Consider the following 16,655-nt stretch of genomic DNA (forward strand, 5'->3'; position numbering starts at 1 on the left):
ACCACCATGGCTCTCACCGATCACCACGACATCTTCATCGGCTCGACCGGCGACGGATGGACCTTCCTCGTCCTCAACCGCCCTCTCCGCAACGCCGCCCGCATCCTGACCGGCGCGGGATTCACCGCCCGCGAGCACCAGGGCCGCACCCTCTACCTCCTGCCGCCCGAGACGGCCGAGGACGCGCACGAGCGCGCCGGTGTCGCGGCCTACGGGCTCATGGCCCACACCCTGGACCTCGTCGACCTGGCCTGGACCACGCGCCAGCACGGCGCCAGCCCGGATGCCCAGCCCCACGTGACCATCCGCTTCACCGAGCACGCGGTCGCCGCGACCGCGGCCACGGGCCAGGCAGGCGCCGTCCTCGTCCAGTACGGCTTCGTACCAGCGGTGGCCCAGCGGCAGTACGCGTGCCGTCCGGACTAGGTAAACGCGACGCCCTCAGCGCTGTTGTCCGTGCCGAGGCCCATCTCTACGCCGACGGCGTCAGCGTGCGCATCGACCTCGGCATCGCGACCTGGCAGGACATTCCACCGGCGCCATCGCGCCCCGGTGCCGCCCCCGCACCGCCGCCCACCACACCGGTCCAGCGTCGCAGCCGCTGACCATCGTCCGCCTTCCCCGGAGCACTGCACCATGCGCCAGATCGACCTGCAAGCCGAGGTAGCCCATCTACGGCAACTCGGGAGCGACTTCGAGGACTTGCACAGCGAGATCCGCTCGCTCACCCTCACCCCCGGCACCGACGCCCGGCAGCAGCTCACAGCAAAGATCGTGGACACGAACGAGCTGGTCCAACAGGCTATGTTCCGCCTCGCCGCCCTCGACGGCAGCCAGTACATCGCCGTACCCGGCAGCCGTCCGGCTCTGGAGGCGCTCGCCTCCGTCGTCTCCGCCGCCAGTATCGCCGCATGCGACTTGGCCTGCGCCTTGGAGGCCAACCCGCTGGAGGGCGCCCCGTTCCCCGGCCCGCCGGGTGCCCCGTTCTCCAACTCGCCGGCTAATGAGGCAGCCGTGCGCACGGCGCGGCATGCGGAGGCGGTCCCCGCCATGGCGGAGCACCTCGCGAACGCTGCCCACCAGCTCGACCTGGCCTACACCGGCTGCTACTACCTCGCCAGCGGCATCACCCGGGACCTGAAGCAGCACGCCGAACAGAACCAGGCGACACCGGCGCCGAAGATCACGATCAGCCAGTACGCCGTCCTCGCCCGGTTGTCCGCAAGTGGCGGCACCCGCTACGTGATCAGCCGATACGGCGTGCTCAAGGCCAGCGACAAGGACCGGGCCACCGTGAACGTCGCCACCCTCAACGCCCTGATCAAGCGAGGACTCGTCGAGGTGGACACCACGACATCCCTGCACCAGGGCCAGAGCCTCCACGTCACCGCCGAAGGCCAGCGTGCCCTCGCCCAGCACAAGCCCACCACAGCCCCCGCCCCAACTGCGGCCGTGACGCCTCCTGCGACCAAGCAGGCCGCCGTGGGACGCACGCGATGACCGGCTGACCGCGTCCTGGTCAGCCCCGTCCACCTCGTCGGCCCCGGCAGCTCCACCGTGGCACGGCCGCCCGCCGTTGCCGCCCCCGCCGTCACGCCGGGCCCGCGCCGCTGAACATCTCCGCCGCCGGGATCCAGCGCGACACAGCCACCGAAGGCCGCAGCTGTACGGGCTGGCCAGCCGGCCCTCTCGTGGCCGCCTCCTCGCCATCCGCCCGACCCAGTACGGCGGCAAGCGCAGTGCGGTGCCGGACGGGCGGTTCCACCGCCCCGGCGCGAACGACGAACGGCAGCCCCCTACTGATCCCCGTTTGGGAGTCCTCCCTGTGCGCAACCCAACTTCTGCCACTGAGGTGTTGTCGGTCTCCGCCGCAGACGGCACGCGTCTGTCCGTCTACCGCGACACTCCGGTGCACCCGCGTCCCGGCGGCGCGACGGTCGTGCTGGTGCACGGCGCGTCCGTCACCGCGGACCTGTGGCGTGTCCACGCCCGGCACCTGACCGGTCTGGGCTTGACCGTCGTGCGCTACGACCAGCGCGCGCACGGTCACACCCCCCGTGGTCAGGCACCGCTGACGATCCGGCAGCTCGCCGACGACCTGCACCAGATCCTGACCCACCTCGTCCCCGACGGGCCGCTCGTGCTCGCCGGCCATTCCCTGGGCGCCCTCGTCCTGCAGGAACTCACCGCCCTGCACCCCCACCACCAGACCCGCGTACGGGGGTCGGTGCTGCTGTCGGCCACCGCACGCAGGGCGAGCGTGCTGCCCGGCCGCAGCCCGCGTGCCCTGCTTCTGGCCGCCGGTCGCAGCCTGTTCGCCCTGACCTGCACCCACGCGCCCCAGGCCGTGGACCGGCTGCGGCACCGGCTGCCCACCACACACCCCTACCGCCTCGCGCCGCACCCCGACCAGCCGGCCGACGGGCCACCGCCGTGCCGGCACGGCATCCGCCACACCCACACCCGCGATCTCGCCGACCTGTGGCAGTGCCTGCGCGGCTACCAGCCGCGCGATGCCACCGTGCTCAACCAGTTCGGCGACCGGCTGCTGCTGATGGCTGGCGCGGACGACCGGCACATCCCCGCCGCCCACACCCAGCGGCTGGCCGCCCAACTCCCGGCCGCCCGCCTGGAGATCCTCCCCCGCACCACGCACGCGCTGCCCATCCGCCACCCCGCGCTCATCAGCGAACGCATCGCTCGCCTCGCCGTCGAACCGGGCCCCCACCCTCCTCACCCCCAGGACCGATCATTTCCGAACTCCCCACTTTCCGGGCAATTTCACTAGGTGCCGGTGTCCAGTCCAGCGCCATGCTCGCCCTCTCCGCACACGGCATACTCCCGAAGGTCGACTACGCAATTTTCGCCGACACGGGCTGGGAACCAAGAGCCGTCTATTCCCATCTCGACCGGCTGGAGCGAGAAATAGCCGGACCCGCAGACATACCCATTCTTCGCGTATCATCCGGACACATACGCAAGGATGCCCTGGACCCCGACCACAGATTTGCGTCCATGCCGCTCTACGTCCTGAACAAGGACGGAAATCCGGGTATGACCAGGCGCCAATGCACCGGGGAATACAAGATCAAGCCGATCAAGAAAAAGGTCCGCGAACTACTCGGCTACCCCTACCCGGCACGCATTCCCAGGGACGTATTCGTCGAGCAGTGGGTCGGCATCTCCACCGACGAATTCCACCGGGCCAAGGACGCCGACGTCAAGTACATGCGCAACCGGCACCCGCTCATCGACATGGGCTGGTCACGGTCCGACTGCATCCGCTACCTGACGTCGCTCGGCCTGGCCGACACCCCGAAATCGAGCTGCCTCGGATGCCCGTTCCACGGAAACGCCCAATGGCGCAATATCCGCGACAACTCCCCGGCGGAATGGGAGGACGTAGTGGAGTTCGACGCGGCCATCCGCAAGGGAAACGCCCGCGCCAACGCCACCGGCAACCGTCTGCTCGGCGAGGCGTTTCTCCACCGCTCCCGCGTCCCTCTCAGCGAAGCCCCGATCGATCACGTCACCGCCGCCGAATGGGCAGCGATGCAGCAAGAACTCACCGACAGCGGACCGGACCTTCAGGAGCTGGAACAGGGCGTCATCGACGGCTGTTCCCCGTGGGCCTGCCGCGGTGAAGTCGAGCCGGTCCAGGACGACTTCGGACTGGCCTCTTGACCATCCTGGACCTGTTTGCAGGACCGGGGGGATGGAGCCACTCACTTAACGTCCTCGGCGTACGGGACGTGGGCCTGGAATGGGACGAATGGGCCTGCAAAACCCGTACGGCAGCAGGCCAGTTGACCATTCGCACCGACGTGGCACTGTACCCCGTCTGGCCCTTCCTCGGAAAAACCGCCGGGCTCATCGCGAGCCCTCCCTGCCAGGCATGGTCCATGGCCGGCAAACGCCTCGGCCTGGTCGACCAGCCCTTGGTCCACCAGGCCGTCGCCGACCTCGCCACCGGCCGCGACACCCGCGAGCAACTCCTGGCCGCCTGCCGCGACGAGCGCTCCCTGCTGGCGGCCGAGCCGATGCGCTACCTGCATGCCCTCAACACGGTCGGCGAACCGGAGTGGGTGGCCATGGAGGAGGTCCCCGACGTGCTGCCGCTGTGGCGCCAGTACGCGGCCGTCCTGCGCGGCTGGGGGTTCTCGGTCTGGTACGGGATCCTCAACGCCGCCGATTTCGGCGTTCCGCAGACGCGGAGGCGGGCGATTCTGCTCGCCTCCCGGGTCCGTACGGCACAGCCTCCCACGCCGACGCACTCCCAAGTCGCCGAGCCCGAATCGCTGTTCGGTCCGGGCCGCGCCCGCTGGGTGAGCATGGCTGAGGCGCTCGGGTGGGGCGCGACCGACCGGCCCGTCCCCACCGTCTGCGCAGGCGGCGGCCCCGGAGGCGGGCCCGAGCCCTTCCCTTCCGGCTCCCGAAAGACGCTGTCCGATGCCCGGGAGCGCGGCACCTGGATGCCCCGGCCGGACGGAGTGGTTCTGCAGTCCCGCCGAGAAGGCGCAGGGTGGGCGGCGCGACACGGCACCCGTGAGAACCGTGCCGCCAACGCTCCGGCGCCGACGTTCACCGCCGAGGCCCACCGTTGGTCCTGGTCGCTGCGCAGCAACAACCAGGCCAACGCCACCATCCGGTCCATCGAGGAGCCGGCGGGAACGCTGTTCTTCGGACACCGCGCGAACGAGTGCACGTGGGTCGCGGAACCAGCCGCTGCGCCGACACAGGACACGGAAACCCCCGCCGTGCCGGAGCCGATCCGGATCACCGCCCGCGAGGCGGGCCTCCTGCAGACCTTCCCCGCCGACTACCCCTGGGCCGGCAACAAAGGCCAGGTCTTCGGCCAAATCGGCAACGCGGTCCCACCGTTGCTCGCCGGCCATCTCCTCGCCCCGCACCTCGGCGTCACCCTCGACCCCGACGACTTCACCTTGGCTGCCTGATGCCCCACAGCCCCGAACCGAACAAAGACGACCTCGACGACCTGCCCGACACACATCCGCCGCAGCCCGTGCGCTACGCCGAGCAGGCCCTCCTCGGTGCCCTCCTCCTCGACCCGCATCGGCTCGGCGACGTGACCGGGATTACCGCCGACTCGTTCTCCACCGCCACGCACACCGCCCTGTTCGCCGCGATCAGCGCCCTGCCCCGGCCCGATCCGGCCGAGCACGCGAAGAACACCAAGTGGCTCAACCAGGTGCTCGCCGCCGGCCGCGAGCAGGCGCGCGGACTGTCCGTCTCATACCTGCACACCCTCATCCAGATCTGCCCCTGGCCCCGCCACGCGCCGGCCTACGCGCGGATGGTCGAGGCCGAACACGCCCGCCGCCGTCTGGAGGCCGCCGCGGAACGCCTCGTCCAAACCGTCCACGATGCCTCCCTCCCGCACCCCGTCCAGACAGTGCTCGCCGAGGCCGACGCGCTCGCCGCGGTCGTGGACGACATCGCGAGCCGCTTCCCTCCGCGCGCCGGCGTCCTGCCCCGCACCACGGCACCGCCACCGACCATCGCGCCCGACTACACCGAGGCGGTCGAGGAGGAGCAGCTGCTGCTCGCGACTGCCACCGCGCACCCCGCAGATATCGAGTCCCTCCGGTGGCTGCTCCCCGAGGACTTCAACCGACCGCTGCACGCCGGGCTCTGGCAGTGCCTGACCGCCCTCGCTCGCCGCCGCGAACCCGTCGACCCCGTCACCGTTCTGTGGGAAGCCCAGCAGCGCGGTCTGCTGGACGACGGAAGTGAACCAGGCGAGGTGCTCCGCCTGCTGGCCGAACCGGCCGGGTCCGTGGAGCACTGGGGCGAGCGGGCCCTGCAGCGTTCCCTCCTGGCCACCGCCGAACACACCGGCCGGCACATCGAGGCGTACGCCGGCGACCCGGCGAACACCCCGTTCCAGCTCGTCGTCGGCGCCCGCCGCTCCCTCGCCGACATCGGCGCCGTCCGCACCCGCTGGCAGCACGCCACCGGAACGGTCCCGCCGCCACGACCGCGCCCCGCACCCACCACCCGTGCCGGCCCGCCGACCACCACAGCCGCGCGCCCCGCCCGCGCCGCGCGAGCAACCCGATAGCACCCCGCATACGCCGGTGGCCGGACCCACCCAAGGCCCGGCCACCGGCAGAAGAGACGACACCCAACGTGACTCCCACCATCGACGCCCACGTCCGCCTCGACACCCACCCCACCCATCCCAGCGCCGTGACCGCCGTCCTGACCGGCGCCCAGGCACACATCGCCCACCTGGGCCTGGAGGCAGCCGACTGGACCGTCGTCACCGACAACGTCCTGGCCCTGGTCCGCATCGACCACGAGGAACCCCACTGGGCGCAGGACGCAGCCAAGCACCTGACCGCCGAAGGCATCACCGTCGAGATCACCCCTCGGCTCCAGAAGGCCATTGACGAAGAATGGACCTGGGCCAACTACCCGATGCCCTGGTGCACCCGCAGCGAAATCCGCGAAGTCTCCAATCAGGCGCAGAAGATCCACGACGACATCCGCCACGGCCACCTCCTCATCCACGCCCACGCCCACGACGGCCACACCACCGTCGCGGTCGGCACCTACCTCCACCGCAACGGCAAGTCCGTCTACCTCCACGGCGAGGACCACCTGCGGCAAATCGCCGACACCTTCGACTCACCCGCTGGGGCCATGGTCGCCTTCGAGAAGATCCACGGCGCCGAGATGCACCCCGGCCCGGCGCCTCTGACCGACACCGAACGCGCCGCCGCCGAAGCCCGCACCCCACTCGCCTGCACCGCAGCCAAGCCCGAACCGGCCCGCCCGGAGCCGGAGACCGTCCCGGCCTACCTGGCCGATGCCGGCGACCACGACGCCATCCTCGACACCTTCCTCGATGCACACGGCGACTGGGAGAAATGGCGCACCTGGTCCGACGAGACCACCCACGCCATCCACGAATCGCAGACCCTGCGCATCGAGCGGGTCCACGAAGCCCACCCCCGTGAAACCGCCTGGACCGTGGCCGCGTACGAGACGCCAGTGTCCGACCGCATGTGGCACCTGACCGCCACGGGCACTGCCCCCGCCCCCATGCTTCAGGCACTGCTGAACCACCTCGCCGACGGTGACGGATGGGACACCGCCCTGGGGAGCCCCGTTGACGAGAAGACCGTCACCGCCGCCACGAAACCCCTCGCTGACGCCGGATGGCAACACACTGTGGACGGACGCTGGCTCCGCTGGACGAACGCCTCCCAGGACGCCGGTGTCCAGTTCGACGCCTTCGCCGCCCAGCAACCAAACGGCAGCCTCGCCACCTGGACCATCTGGGCCGGCCCCACCATCGGCCAGCCCACCTGGACGATCCACGCCTCCCCCTACGCACCCGCCCCCATGATCGCCGACCTGGCCGAGGAACTCGCGCACGGCACCGGCACGCGGCGGTTCAACCCCAGCGTCCAGCGGCAGCCTCCGCGTCTCACCGCTACCGCACCGGCCATCGCCACGACCGTCGTCAGACCTCAGGCGAGCCGAAGTCGCTGACCAGCACACTCACGCACGCGAACAGCAGTGTGGCCCTGCGGACGGGGGATGCCGCAGGGCCACACTCGCACCGTACCGCGCCTGTCCGTTTCACGAGGGCTTACTCTCGCTGAATGCCGACGAGGCCCCGCCCTCGGCAACCCAGCGCGAGGGCGCTCGTGGATTCACTGAGCGACTCTGTCGGGAATCTTGAGGATGGGCAGTTAACGATCGTGACGTTGCGTCAGGCTCGTTGGAACGTTCCGCCCTCGTTCCCCAGGAGCCCGATGTGTCCCTCCAGCCTCACTCCGGAGCCGAGATCCCGCCGCTGACCGCCCGGGTTGCCCGCGCGGCCAACCCCAAAGGCACCACCGCGATGTGGATCCGCGACCGCCTCGACGGCCTCTGGAGCGACGAGGACTTCACCGCCTGGTACCCGCGTGACGGCCGACCTGGGCTCTCACCCGCCCAACTCGCCACCGTCTGCGTGCTGCAGTACGCGATGAACCTCTCCGACCGCCAGGCCGCCGAGGCAGTGCGCTGCCGAATCGACTTCAAGTACGCCCTCGGCCTGGACCTGGACGATCCCGGCTTCCACCACAGCGTCCTGTCCGACTTCCGCGACCGGCTCGCCGAAGGCGACCGCGCCGACCGGCTACTGGGCCTCGCACTCACCCGGATCCGACGGGCCGGCCTGCTCAAAGGGCGGGTCACGCAGCGCACCGACTCCACCCACGTCCTGTCCGCCGCACGGGAGCTGACCCGCCTGGAGCTGGCGTGCGAGGCGGTCCGCGCCGTGCTGGAAGAGGCGGCCCGCGACGCGCCAGAGGTGCTGGACGAGCTGGTCACCGCCGAATGGGCCCAACGCTACGGCCGGCCGGTTCGCCTGTGCTCCCAGCCCAGCCACCCCGTCGCCCGCCTGGAGCAGGTGGGCAACGACGCCCGCGAACTGCTGTACCGTCTCGACGCCCGGTTCCCCGGCGGCGCTCCGGCGCAGGCGAACGTGCTCCGAACGATCCTGGTGCAGCACTTCTTGGTGGATGCCAAGGGGCGGTTCAGGCCGCGCACGAAACGCGACGGCCAGCCGCCCTCCCGAGTCCGAATCGAATCCCCGTACGAGACCGAGGCCCGCTGCACCATGCGCGGTGACACACGCTGGACCGGCTACCTCGTGCACCTGACCGAGACCTGCGACGACAAGCGGGTCAACATCATCACCGACGTGGCCACGGCCGTCTCCAGCGCGGACAGCCAGGCGCTGCCCGGCATCCACGCCCGCCTCAGGCGACGGCGTCTACTGCCGAATCGGCACTTGGTCGACGGCGGCTACACCTCCGTGGCCGGCATGGACGAAGCCGCCCGCCTGCACCGCGTCACCCTGATCGGGCCGCTTCCGCCCAGCACCACCCCGCAGCACCGGGCAGGGGACGGCTTCGGCCGGGAGAACTTCATCATCGACTTCGACCAGCGCGAGGTGACCTGCCCCAACGGGCAGGTCAGCGGCAACTGGCAGGACCTGCCGACAGTCGAGCCGACCAAGGTCACAGTCCGGTTCGACGCCCGCCAGTGCGGCCGCTGCCCCGAGCGGGCCAAGTGCACTCCGGGCCGGTTTCGCAGCCTGTACTTCCCGACACGGCGCCTGTACGAACTCCAGGTCAAGAACCGGGCCGATCAGCAGGATGCGGACTGGCGCCGGCTCTACAGGCGGCGCTCGGGGGCCGAGGGCACCATCGAGGAGTTCGCGGACGGCCACCGCGGACGCCGGTGCCGCTACCGCGGCCTGGCCAAGACGCACGTCCAGCACGTCCTGACCGCACTCGCGATCAACATCGAGCGGCTGAGCCTTCAAGAACCCGCCGACAGCTCGTACCGGCCCCGCCCTCCCACAGCATTCCAGCAGTACCTCGACGCACGCGACTTACCCCGGCCGCTGTGGTGGCGCCAAGGGAAGTGACGCCCGTCCTCAAGATCCCCGACAGAGTCGCTCACTCTGCAGAGCGCTCTCTCCTTAGCTTGTGGCCCCTAAGGTCCAAGCAGTGCTCGTGGGCGGCAAGGGAGTCCAAGTGAAACGTGAACGGGCAACGGAGATGCTTCACAAGATGCTCGACAATCTGGACGCAGGCAGTCGCCCCCTCGACCTCGTAGACGAGGTCTATGTATTCGGTTCCTACGCCCGAGGCGCGCTGCAGCCAGGCGACCTCGACGTGGCCGTGATCCACCGGACCGACACTGAATTCACCGAACACGTCGTCGGCGCCCTCATGTACGGGCGGGATCCCATGGCGGGCATGAAGCGCGCGCTCAAAGGCAGCAAGCGCGGCTTCCAATTCCAGTTCAACCAGAATGACCGCCTCCCCGAAGGCTCCGAGCCACGACTGCTGTGGAAACGCGGCGACACCCGCGCCACCGCAGAAGAACGGCTGCAGGCCATGAAGGCGGACCCGGACGCCGGCCGAGCGCCCCGCGACGCCATGATCGAGCAGTTCGACGGACTCGACCGGTGGATCCCCCTCCCCATACGCATCCGGCTAGTGGAACTGGTCGACACCGGCGCGATCGAAATCAGCCGCATCGCCCTCACGGCCGCCGACCCCACCGACCCGGCCGCCGTAGCCGCCCTGGGGCGCCGATGGAAGACGGACAGCCCACTGCATCGCGCAGCCGCTGCCGCCGTGCGCTATACCGAGGACTCCGGCATGTCGCCGCCGTCCCTATGGGTGCAGGGACAGCCACTCGACCACCGCCGCAACCAGTACGGCGCGGACGCCCTGTGGATCAACCTCGGCTGGTACCACTTCGACCAGCTCGTCTTCCGGCTTCGTGAGGGCGCACAAAGTCTGGAGGTCGTGCGCCCCACACGGACTCAGCCTCTTCACGCCCTCCACATCACCGTGCGCGACATCGCAGCCCTGGCCCCGTTGTAGCATCCCCGCCAGCCGGAACGACGACGAAAGTTGGCGTCGCTCAGGGGACAGGTCGGGGCCCGAGCAGCGCGACGAGGCCCGGCAACCGTCACAGGTTGCCGGGCCTCCACGCACTCGTCAGTCAACGAGGTAGTGGGCTTCGACGTAGGCGACGGTGGAGCCGTACGGTTCGCCCACCGGCTTCAGCATGTACCGGCGGAAGACCGCGGCGGTGGCACGGCGGACGCCTCGGTTGCGAGCCTCGGCGTTGTCCCACGACTGGGCGAGGGTGCGCTTGACCACGTGGTCGATCTCCTCGGCCAGGTTCCGCTCCGTGACGGTGAGGCCGGGCGGAGCATGGTCGTGGATGATCCGCGTCAGGACACCCACGTGGTCGTCGTCCAGCACGACGGCTTCGTCGGGGTGCTTCTCCGCGTTCACGATGGCACGGGCGACCCGGAGTGCTTCGGCCAGGAACTCCAGGGCGTCCTGGGCGTTCTGGATGATCCGGTCCCGCAGCTGCCTGATCCGCTCTGCCAGGGCGGTGTACTTCGCAGACCCCGGTTCGACGCCCTTCTCGAGGGCAGCCTTGATCTGGTCCAGGATCTCCGCCGCAGACGGTGGCCTCTTGTCCTCGCTGTCGTCCTTGTCGGGCTTGGGACGGACGAGGGCCAGCAGCTCCTTGAGGATCGTAATGCCCTGGGCATCCAGGACGAGGGCTTCTTCCTGGGAGGCGGCCACCGAGAAGGAGTGGACGTGGGCGTTGATTATCTCCAGGACCATCGGCCCCAGCTCGCCCAGTCGCTCCTTCCTTTCCTCGTCGGAAGACTTCTTGAACAGGGTCGTGTACGCAGACCCGAAGAGCCCGAACCCGTCCTGGTACTTGGCGACCCGCTTGTCCGTGTTGATGAGCGGGTACAGGCGGGCCAGAAGCCGGTAGTTCTTGCTGAAGACCTCGGCAGCGTCAGGGTTGGCGTCCAGGAAGCCGTTGATGACACGTACGGACTCGTATCCGTGGGCCGTGAGGTCGAGGCCGTCCACGTCTGCGAGGAGGTCTTCGATGCGGGCGAAGGTGGTGCGAAACTCGGCGACCAGATCGGTCAGGTCGGTCACGAAGCCGCCGCCCTTGCCGGCGGACCCCTCCGAGGTGGGGTCGACGACCGCACGCTGGACCTCTTCGGCCAGGCTGATGTAGTCCACGACCACGCCGGTGGTCTTCACGAAACCGGCCGGGGAGACCCAGGTGCGGTTCGGGCGGGTGATCGTCTGGAACAGATTGTGAGCCTTCATCGGCTTGTCCAGGTAGAGGACGCCCTCGTTGGGGGCGTCAAACCCAGTCATCAGCTTGGCTGTCACAACCAGGAAGCACAGCGGGTCATCGGGAGTGAGGAATCGCCGCTTCTGGTCCTCCTCGTCAACCTCGGAGAGCCGGTAGGGCCGCATGGCCGCTTCCTCGGTCTTGGCGTCCGAGACGTGGATATTCACCTCTGCGGTGATCCGATCGTGCTTGCCCACCTCGGCGAGTACCTGCGACGCCTCGAAGCCGGCCAGCAGCTCGTTGATCTTGTCCGTGTATGCCACGGCCAACTCACGGTTGTAGGCGACGACCTGCGCCTTGAGGCCGTTGCGATAGGTGCCGGCCAGGTAGTGGTCCACGATGTCCTGGCAGACCGTGTGGATGCGTTCGGGGTTGGCGAACACCGAGGTGAGGCGCCCGAACTTGCGGGACAAGGTTTCACGGTCAGGGTCGTCGAGGTCGAATTCGTCGGCGAACTGGTCGAACTCGGCCTGGAGCGCCTGGTCGTTCATCTCGAAGGTGACCGGGTGCGGGTCCAGCATGACAGGAACGGTTGCCTCGTCCTGCAGAGACCGGGACACCGAATACCGGTGCAGCACCCTGTTCGGGTCGGTCTCCTCACCGAAGAGGGCGAAGGTGTTGGTGGCGAGGTTCCTGACGGGTGTGCCGGTCATGCCGAAGAACTTCGCGTGCGGCAACGCTGCGCGCATCTGCCCCGCCAGGGACTCTTCCTCGGATGACTGGGTGCGGTGTGCCTCATCGACCAGCACGATGATGTTGCGGCGGGTCGACAGGTTCTTGCCGGCGTCGGCGAACTTGTGGACAGTCGTGGAGATGACGCCGCGCACATCGTCAGCCAGCAGGGAACGCAACTCCTTGCTGGTGGAGGGCTGGTGGAAGTAGGCGTCGCCCATCGCGGAGGTGAATACCCCGGAGGTTTGCCGCACGAGCTGGGTTCGGTCCGAGAGCAAGATAATCGTGGGCGACTCGGTGCGGGTGTCAGCCAGCAACAGCGAAGCAGCGAACACCATCAGCAGCGTCTTCCCGCTGCCTTGGTGGTGCCAGACCAGACCCTTCTTGCCGTCGGCCAGGACCCGCCTGTGGATCAGATGGGCGGCCTCCATCTGTGGATAGCGGGGCAGGTACTTCTTGTCCGCCCCGCCCCCAGAGGTGTCGAAGAGGGCGAAGTTGGCGAGCATGTCCAGGACCGTGGCCGGGTTGAGCAGCAACTCGACGGAGCGCTGCACGTCGGCCTGCCCGGACAGGTTCTCGTCGTCGTCAGTGGATCGGAACGGCTGCCACAGGTTCAGGGGCGCACCAGCGGCACCGAACCGCAGCTTCAGCCCGTCGGAGGCGACAGCGAAGACATTGGGGGTGAAGAACCACGGGTATTCGGTGGCGTACACGTCGTTGATCTCGCGTGCGGCGTCGGCCCATCCGGACTTAGCGGTCGGTGACTTCACCTCTACGACAACGAGGGGCAGGCCATTGGCCCAGTACACGAGATCGAACCGGCGGGGGGTCTTGCCGGGGATGGTTATGGTCACCTCGTCCGACACGACCAGGGTGTTGGTGGTCGGGTGCTCGAAATCGATGACCTTCAAGGCGTGCCACACGCCGTCGGAGCCCCGGAACTCCTTGTGCCCTCGCAGCAGTTCCAGCACCTGCTCGTTGGCTCGCACCAGTCCGCCTTCGACGGCGTTGACCGTGGCGATGATCTCCTCGACCACGGCGTCCATGTCGAACCCGTCGATCACCTCAGGGTTGAGCCGGACGATGGCGTCCCGCAGCTGGCCGGCGAGCACCGTTTGTGTCGTCTCACGCGGTAGCGACCTGCCCGCTGTAAAGCCCCAGCCCATGGGCAGAGACCAATGGATCATTAGGTTCTGGAACTCACGCTCGCGAATTCCCTTCGCCACGGCTCAGACCCCCTGCTCGACGGACTCGATGTTGATGGTGATGCTCTGGTCCAGCAGGCCCGACACCAGGCTTGCGCGGGTTGCTCGAAGGCTGCGTGCCTGGCCCCGAAGGGATTCCATTGTCTCCGCGACGGCCCCGATACGCCCCGCCCAATCCTGCTGGACGGCCACCGGGACATCCGGGACGGGGAATCTGCTGAGGGTCGCGCGGTTAATGGAGGCGATCCCGGTCGTCTGGGTGCCGAATGTCTCGAACCACTCCCGACCGAAGGTATTACCCCAAGCCGACAAGAAATGCGGGTCGAAGCGTCGATCGGTGACTCGGACCCTAAAAACGTGATTCTGGTGAATACAGTCGGGAATCTGATCCTCCCAGACATGGCCTCGACCAAGCTTATCCTTGTCCCCGCCCTCGTTCATCAGCACGTCGCCCGATTGCAGTCGAAGCTTGTCCGCCTTCGCCCGGGTGGTCTTGATCATCGCCACCTCGGACAAATTCAGATGGCGCCGATGGACGTTCGCAACACGCAGATAGGGCACCTCCACAAGGTCCGGCTGATCAAGGTCCTTCTTGTTCTTTGTGAGACCTCCCGAGATGTCGCAGAACGACGCCAATGGGGCCATCGCCACGTCACCAAATACTGTCACCATCTCCCGTCCCAGCGCCCACCAAAGCTCATCGAGCACGTCAGCCTCGGCTTCCAGTGCGACGATCTGGGCGTCCACAGAATCGAGCACTTCGACGATCCGCGCTTGCACCTCGCGGGGTGGGATTGGGAGTTGGATCTGCAAGAGTTGCTCTGGGTTGAGACGCTTGCGCCGTTGAACCGTCCCGCTCACCCGGTTCTTCATTTCTGCCCACAGGCGCGGTGAACGGCAGACGTGCCTCATCCAGTCGGGCATCAGTTCTGGGCCAAGCGTGAACGTCGGGAACTCATTACTGGCGACGAATCCATCGAATTCGGCAGGTACTACGGCGATCGGACCTTCCCATGCGGTCAATTTGCGCATCACAACCTGGTCGGCGCGCAGCACGTTCATTGCTGCGTACTCTGTATCTCCGCCGTCGAGTTCACCTTTAGCGACAACCCCCTTTCCTGCATTCAGGACCCCGGCCAGGCGGTAAGTAGTTGCCGGCTTCATCGGTGTGCGCTGGATGTCGAGGCGCATCACCTCCCCGAGCAGACGAAGCGGATAGCCGTCACTCATCGAAGCCCTCGATCCCTGCGGCGGAACGGCTACCTTGCGGGGAACAGAGGTCTCCAGGTCACCGAGGCTGATCTGCTGCCAGTCACTCATCAAAGCCCTCGATCCCTGCTGCAGAGAGGACCGCGAGCATGCGCTGCTCGGTCTTTTGACGCTCGGCCCGGGCGATGTTGTAGGCGTCGATGAGGGTGCCGAGGTCCTCCCGCTCGGCCGCGGCCTGCTTGATGTAGCGGCCGATGTTGAGGTCGTACCCGTTGGCCACGACCTCGGTGATCGGGACGAATCGCGCCGACAGACCGCCCTCTCCGTCGGAGGCCACCGGGGTGCCGTCGCCCTCCAAGTCCGAGTGGTAGGCGGTCACCGTGTCGGCGATGTCCGCGTCCGTGAGGATGTTGCGATTCTTGGCCTTGGTGAACCGGTGGGAGGCGTCGATGAACAGCACACCGTCCTGCCGCTGTTCGACCTTGGTGCCGGGCGCACGGAACACCAGGATCGCTGTGGGGATGGAGGTTGAATAGAAGAGGTTCGCAGGCAGGCCAATCACCGCTTCAAGCAGGTCGTCGTCGAGAACGCGCTTGCGAATGGCTGCTTCCTGGCCGCCTCGAAAGAGGACGCCGTGGGGCAGGACGACGCCGGCGCGGCCCTTCTTCGAGTCCATGCTGGCGATCATGTGCTGCACGAATGCCCAGTCCGCCGAAGACTGTGGGGCAACCCCGCCGATGGCGCGCGGGTCATTAGTCCAAGGCTTCCACTTCAGACTGTAGGGCGGGTTGGCGACGATCACGTCGAACTGTTTGACGGACCCGTCCGGCTTCTTGAAGCGCGGGTCCCTTAGGGTGTCGCCGACCTCGACCTTGAACTCGGTCAGGTTGTGCATGAAGAGGTTCATGCGGGCCACACCCGCAGTATCTGTGACCGCCTCCTGCCCGTTCAGGCTGAGCGTGTATCCACGCTTGCCGCGGGCTTTCAGGAAGTTGGCGGAGGCGATGAGCATGCCGCCTGACCCACACGTCGGGTCGTACACCGACTCGTGATTCTTGGGGTCCAGAAGCTCGATGATCAGCTCGACGACCTCGCGCGGGGTGAAAAACTGGCCGGCACGGGTCCCGGACCCGTCGGAGAACCGCTTCAGCAGGTACTCGTACGCTCCCCCGAGCACGTCGTGAGACATATTGCCCTCGTGCATCTTGGGGGCGCGGTCCATCGTCCGCATGACCGACGCCAGCACCTCCCCGGGCAGCACTGCTTCCGAGGTCCAGATCATGGACCCGAACAGACGGGAGAACTTGTCAGGGTTGGCCGACTCGATGGCTTGGAGGGAAGCGCGAACCCGCTGTCCGAGGCCGTGCTGGGCGACGGTGGCGAGGATGGATGACCAAGAGGCGCGGCTCTCGGCGACGGTGCCAGGGAAGATGAAGGGGATCTTGAACGTCTGGTAGTTGCTGTACTCGACCTCGTCGGCTTCCTCGGCTGAGAGGTCGAGGTCCTCGTTCTCCTTGAGGAAGGTCTGGTGGGTGTGCTCCCAGGTATCCGACAGGTACTTCCAGAACATCAGAGGGAAGACGACCGAGGAGTACTGCGCTTCGGGCATCGCCACACGCAGCTCGTCGGCGGCGTCCCACAACCGGTTCTCGATCTCCTGCTGGGTCACTGCCATCAGTCGGAGGTGTCCTTGCTCGTCAAAAGGTGGCGACCCGAAGGCCGTGAAATCCTGCTGGTCACCCTATTTAGGGCAGGTTCTGCATGTACACACCAGGCTTGGCCTGCCGGGTGAGCACACGCGGAGCGTCGCGCTGCCTGCGCGGGAGACCCACAGACGATATCCGCCTC

General features: G+C 67.8%; 12 protein-coding genes. 9 read left to right on the top strand and 3 right to left on the bottom strand.

Annotated elements, in window-relative coordinates; genetic code table 11:
• Positions 1–6: 6 nt before the first annotated feature.
• From F9278_RS15605 to F9278_RS15645, 9 genes are all read left to right on the top strand, one after another.
• On the top strand, positions 7–426 hold the full coding sequence (locus tag F9278_RS15605; RefSeq protein ID WP_226966759.1) for a hypothetical protein: 420 nt from the start codon (positions 7–9) through the stop codon (positions 424–426).
• Between the two features lie 210 nt (positions 427–636).
• Positions 637–1,500, top strand: a complete 864-nt coding sequence (locus F9278_RS15610) for a hypothetical protein (RefSeq protein WP_152168876.1) — start codon at positions 637–639, stop codon at positions 1,498–1,500.
• A 352-nt stretch (positions 1,501–1,852) separates the two neighbouring features.
• On the top strand, positions 1,853–2,788 hold the full coding sequence (locus F9278_RS15615; protein ID WP_152168877.1) for an alpha/beta fold hydrolase: 936 nt from the start codon (positions 1,853–1,855) through the stop codon (positions 2,786–2,788).
• 23 nt (positions 2,789–2,811) lie between these two features.
• Positions 2,812–3,684: an adenine nucleotide alpha hydrolase family protein gene (locus F9278_RS15620; RefSeq protein ID WP_193241504.1), complete on the top strand. Its 873-nt coding sequence runs from the start codon at positions 2,812–2,814 to the stop codon at positions 3,682–3,684.
• A complete protein-coding gene (locus tag F9278_RS15625) occupies positions 3,681–4,955 on the top strand; it encodes a DNA cytosine methyltransferase (RefSeq protein ID WP_152168878.1) in 1,275 nt (424 codons plus the stop codon). Before F9278_RS15620 ends, F9278_RS15625 begins: the two co-directional genes overlap by 4 nt.
• Positions 4,955–6,082 carry a DnaB-like helicase N-terminal domain-containing protein gene (locus tag F9278_RS15630; protein ID WP_152168879.1) on the top strand — a complete coding sequence of 376 codons (1,128 nt, stop codon included), beginning with the start codon at positions 4,955–4,957 and terminating at the stop codon, positions 6,080–6,082. The genes F9278_RS15625 and F9278_RS15630 overlap by 1 nt, the downstream gene beginning before the upstream one ends.
• A gap of 68 nt (positions 6,083–6,150) precedes the next feature.
• Positions 6,151–7,521 carry a DUF317 domain-containing protein gene (locus tag F9278_RS15635; protein WP_152168880.1) on the top strand — a complete coding sequence of 457 codons (1,371 nt, stop codon included), beginning with the start codon at positions 6,151–6,153 and terminating at the stop codon, positions 7,519–7,521.
• A 268-nt stretch (positions 7,522–7,789) separates the two neighbouring features.
• Positions 7,790–9,454, top strand: a complete 1,665-nt coding sequence (locus F9278_RS15640; protein ID WP_193241490.1) for an IS1182 family transposase — start codon at positions 7,790–7,792, stop codon at positions 9,452–9,454.
• Positions 9,455–9,563: 109 nt separating this feature from the next.
• Positions 9,564–10,424: a nucleotidyltransferase domain-containing protein gene (locus tag F9278_RS15645; RefSeq protein WP_152168881.1), complete on the top strand. Its 861-nt coding sequence runs from the start codon at positions 9,564–9,566 to the stop codon at positions 10,422–10,424.
• Positions 10,425–10,541: 117 nt separating this feature from the next.
• Here the strand turns inward: F9278_RS15645 and F9278_RS15650 are convergent, their stop codons facing one another.
• The 3 genes from F9278_RS15650 to F9278_RS15660 are packed head-to-tail and all read right to left on the bottom strand — an operon-like array spanning position 10,542 to position 16,482.
• Positions 10,542–13,580: a type I restriction endonuclease subunit R gene (locus F9278_RS15650; protein ID WP_226966760.1), complete on the bottom strand. Its 3,039-nt coding sequence runs from the start codon at positions 13,578–13,580 to the stop codon at positions 10,542–10,544.
• Positions 13,581–13,622: 42 nt separating this feature from the next.
• Positions 13,623–14,918 (bottom strand): restriction endonuclease subunit S, encoded by a 1,296-nt coding sequence (locus F9278_RS15655; protein WP_226966761.1) that lies wholly within the window; start codon positions 14,916–14,918, stop codon positions 13,623–13,625.
• Entirely contained in the window at positions 14,911–16,482 is a 1,572-nt protein-coding gene (locus F9278_RS15660; RefSeq protein ID WP_152168883.1) for a type I restriction-modification system subunit M, read from the bottom strand. Before F9278_RS15660 ends, F9278_RS15655 begins: the two co-directional genes overlap by 8 nt.
• Positions 16,483–16,655: the final 173 nt, after the last annotated feature.

The organism is Streptomyces phaeolivaceus (assembly GCF_009184865.1).
In the GTDB taxonomy this organism is placed as follows: Bacteria; Actinomycetota; Actinomycetes; order Streptomycetales; family Streptomycetaceae; genus Streptomyces; species Streptomyces phaeolivaceus.

Excerpts from the sequence above, each read along its gene's own strand:
- F9278_RS15605 (WP_226966759.1), top strand. The coding sequence starts at position 7 with ATGGCTCTCACCGATCACCACGACATCTTCATCGGCTCGACCGGCGAC.
- F9278_RS15610 (WP_152168876.1), top strand. The coding sequence starts at position 637 with ATGCGCCAGATCGACCTGCAAGCCGAGGTAGCCCATCTACGGCAACTC.
- F9278_RS15620 (WP_193241504.1), top strand. The coding sequence starts at position 2,812 with ATGCTCGCCCTCTCCGCACACGGCATACTCCCGAAGGTCGACTACGCA.
- F9278_RS15630 (WP_152168879.1), top strand. The coding sequence starts at position 4,955 with ATGCCCCACAGCCCCGAACCGAACAAAGACGACCTCGACGACCTGCCC.
- F9278_RS15650 (WP_226966760.1), bottom strand. The coding sequence starts at position 13,580 with ATGATCCATTGGTCTCTGCCCATGGGCTGGGGCTTTACAGCGGGCAGG.
- F9278_RS15655 (WP_226966761.1), bottom strand. The coding sequence starts at position 14,918 with ATGAGTGACTGGCAGCAGATCAGCCTCGGTGACCTGGAGACCTCTGTT.
- F9278_RS15660 (WP_152168883.1), bottom strand. The coding sequence starts at position 16,482 with ATGGCAGTGACCCAGCAGGAGATCGAGAACCGGTTGTGGGACGCCGCC.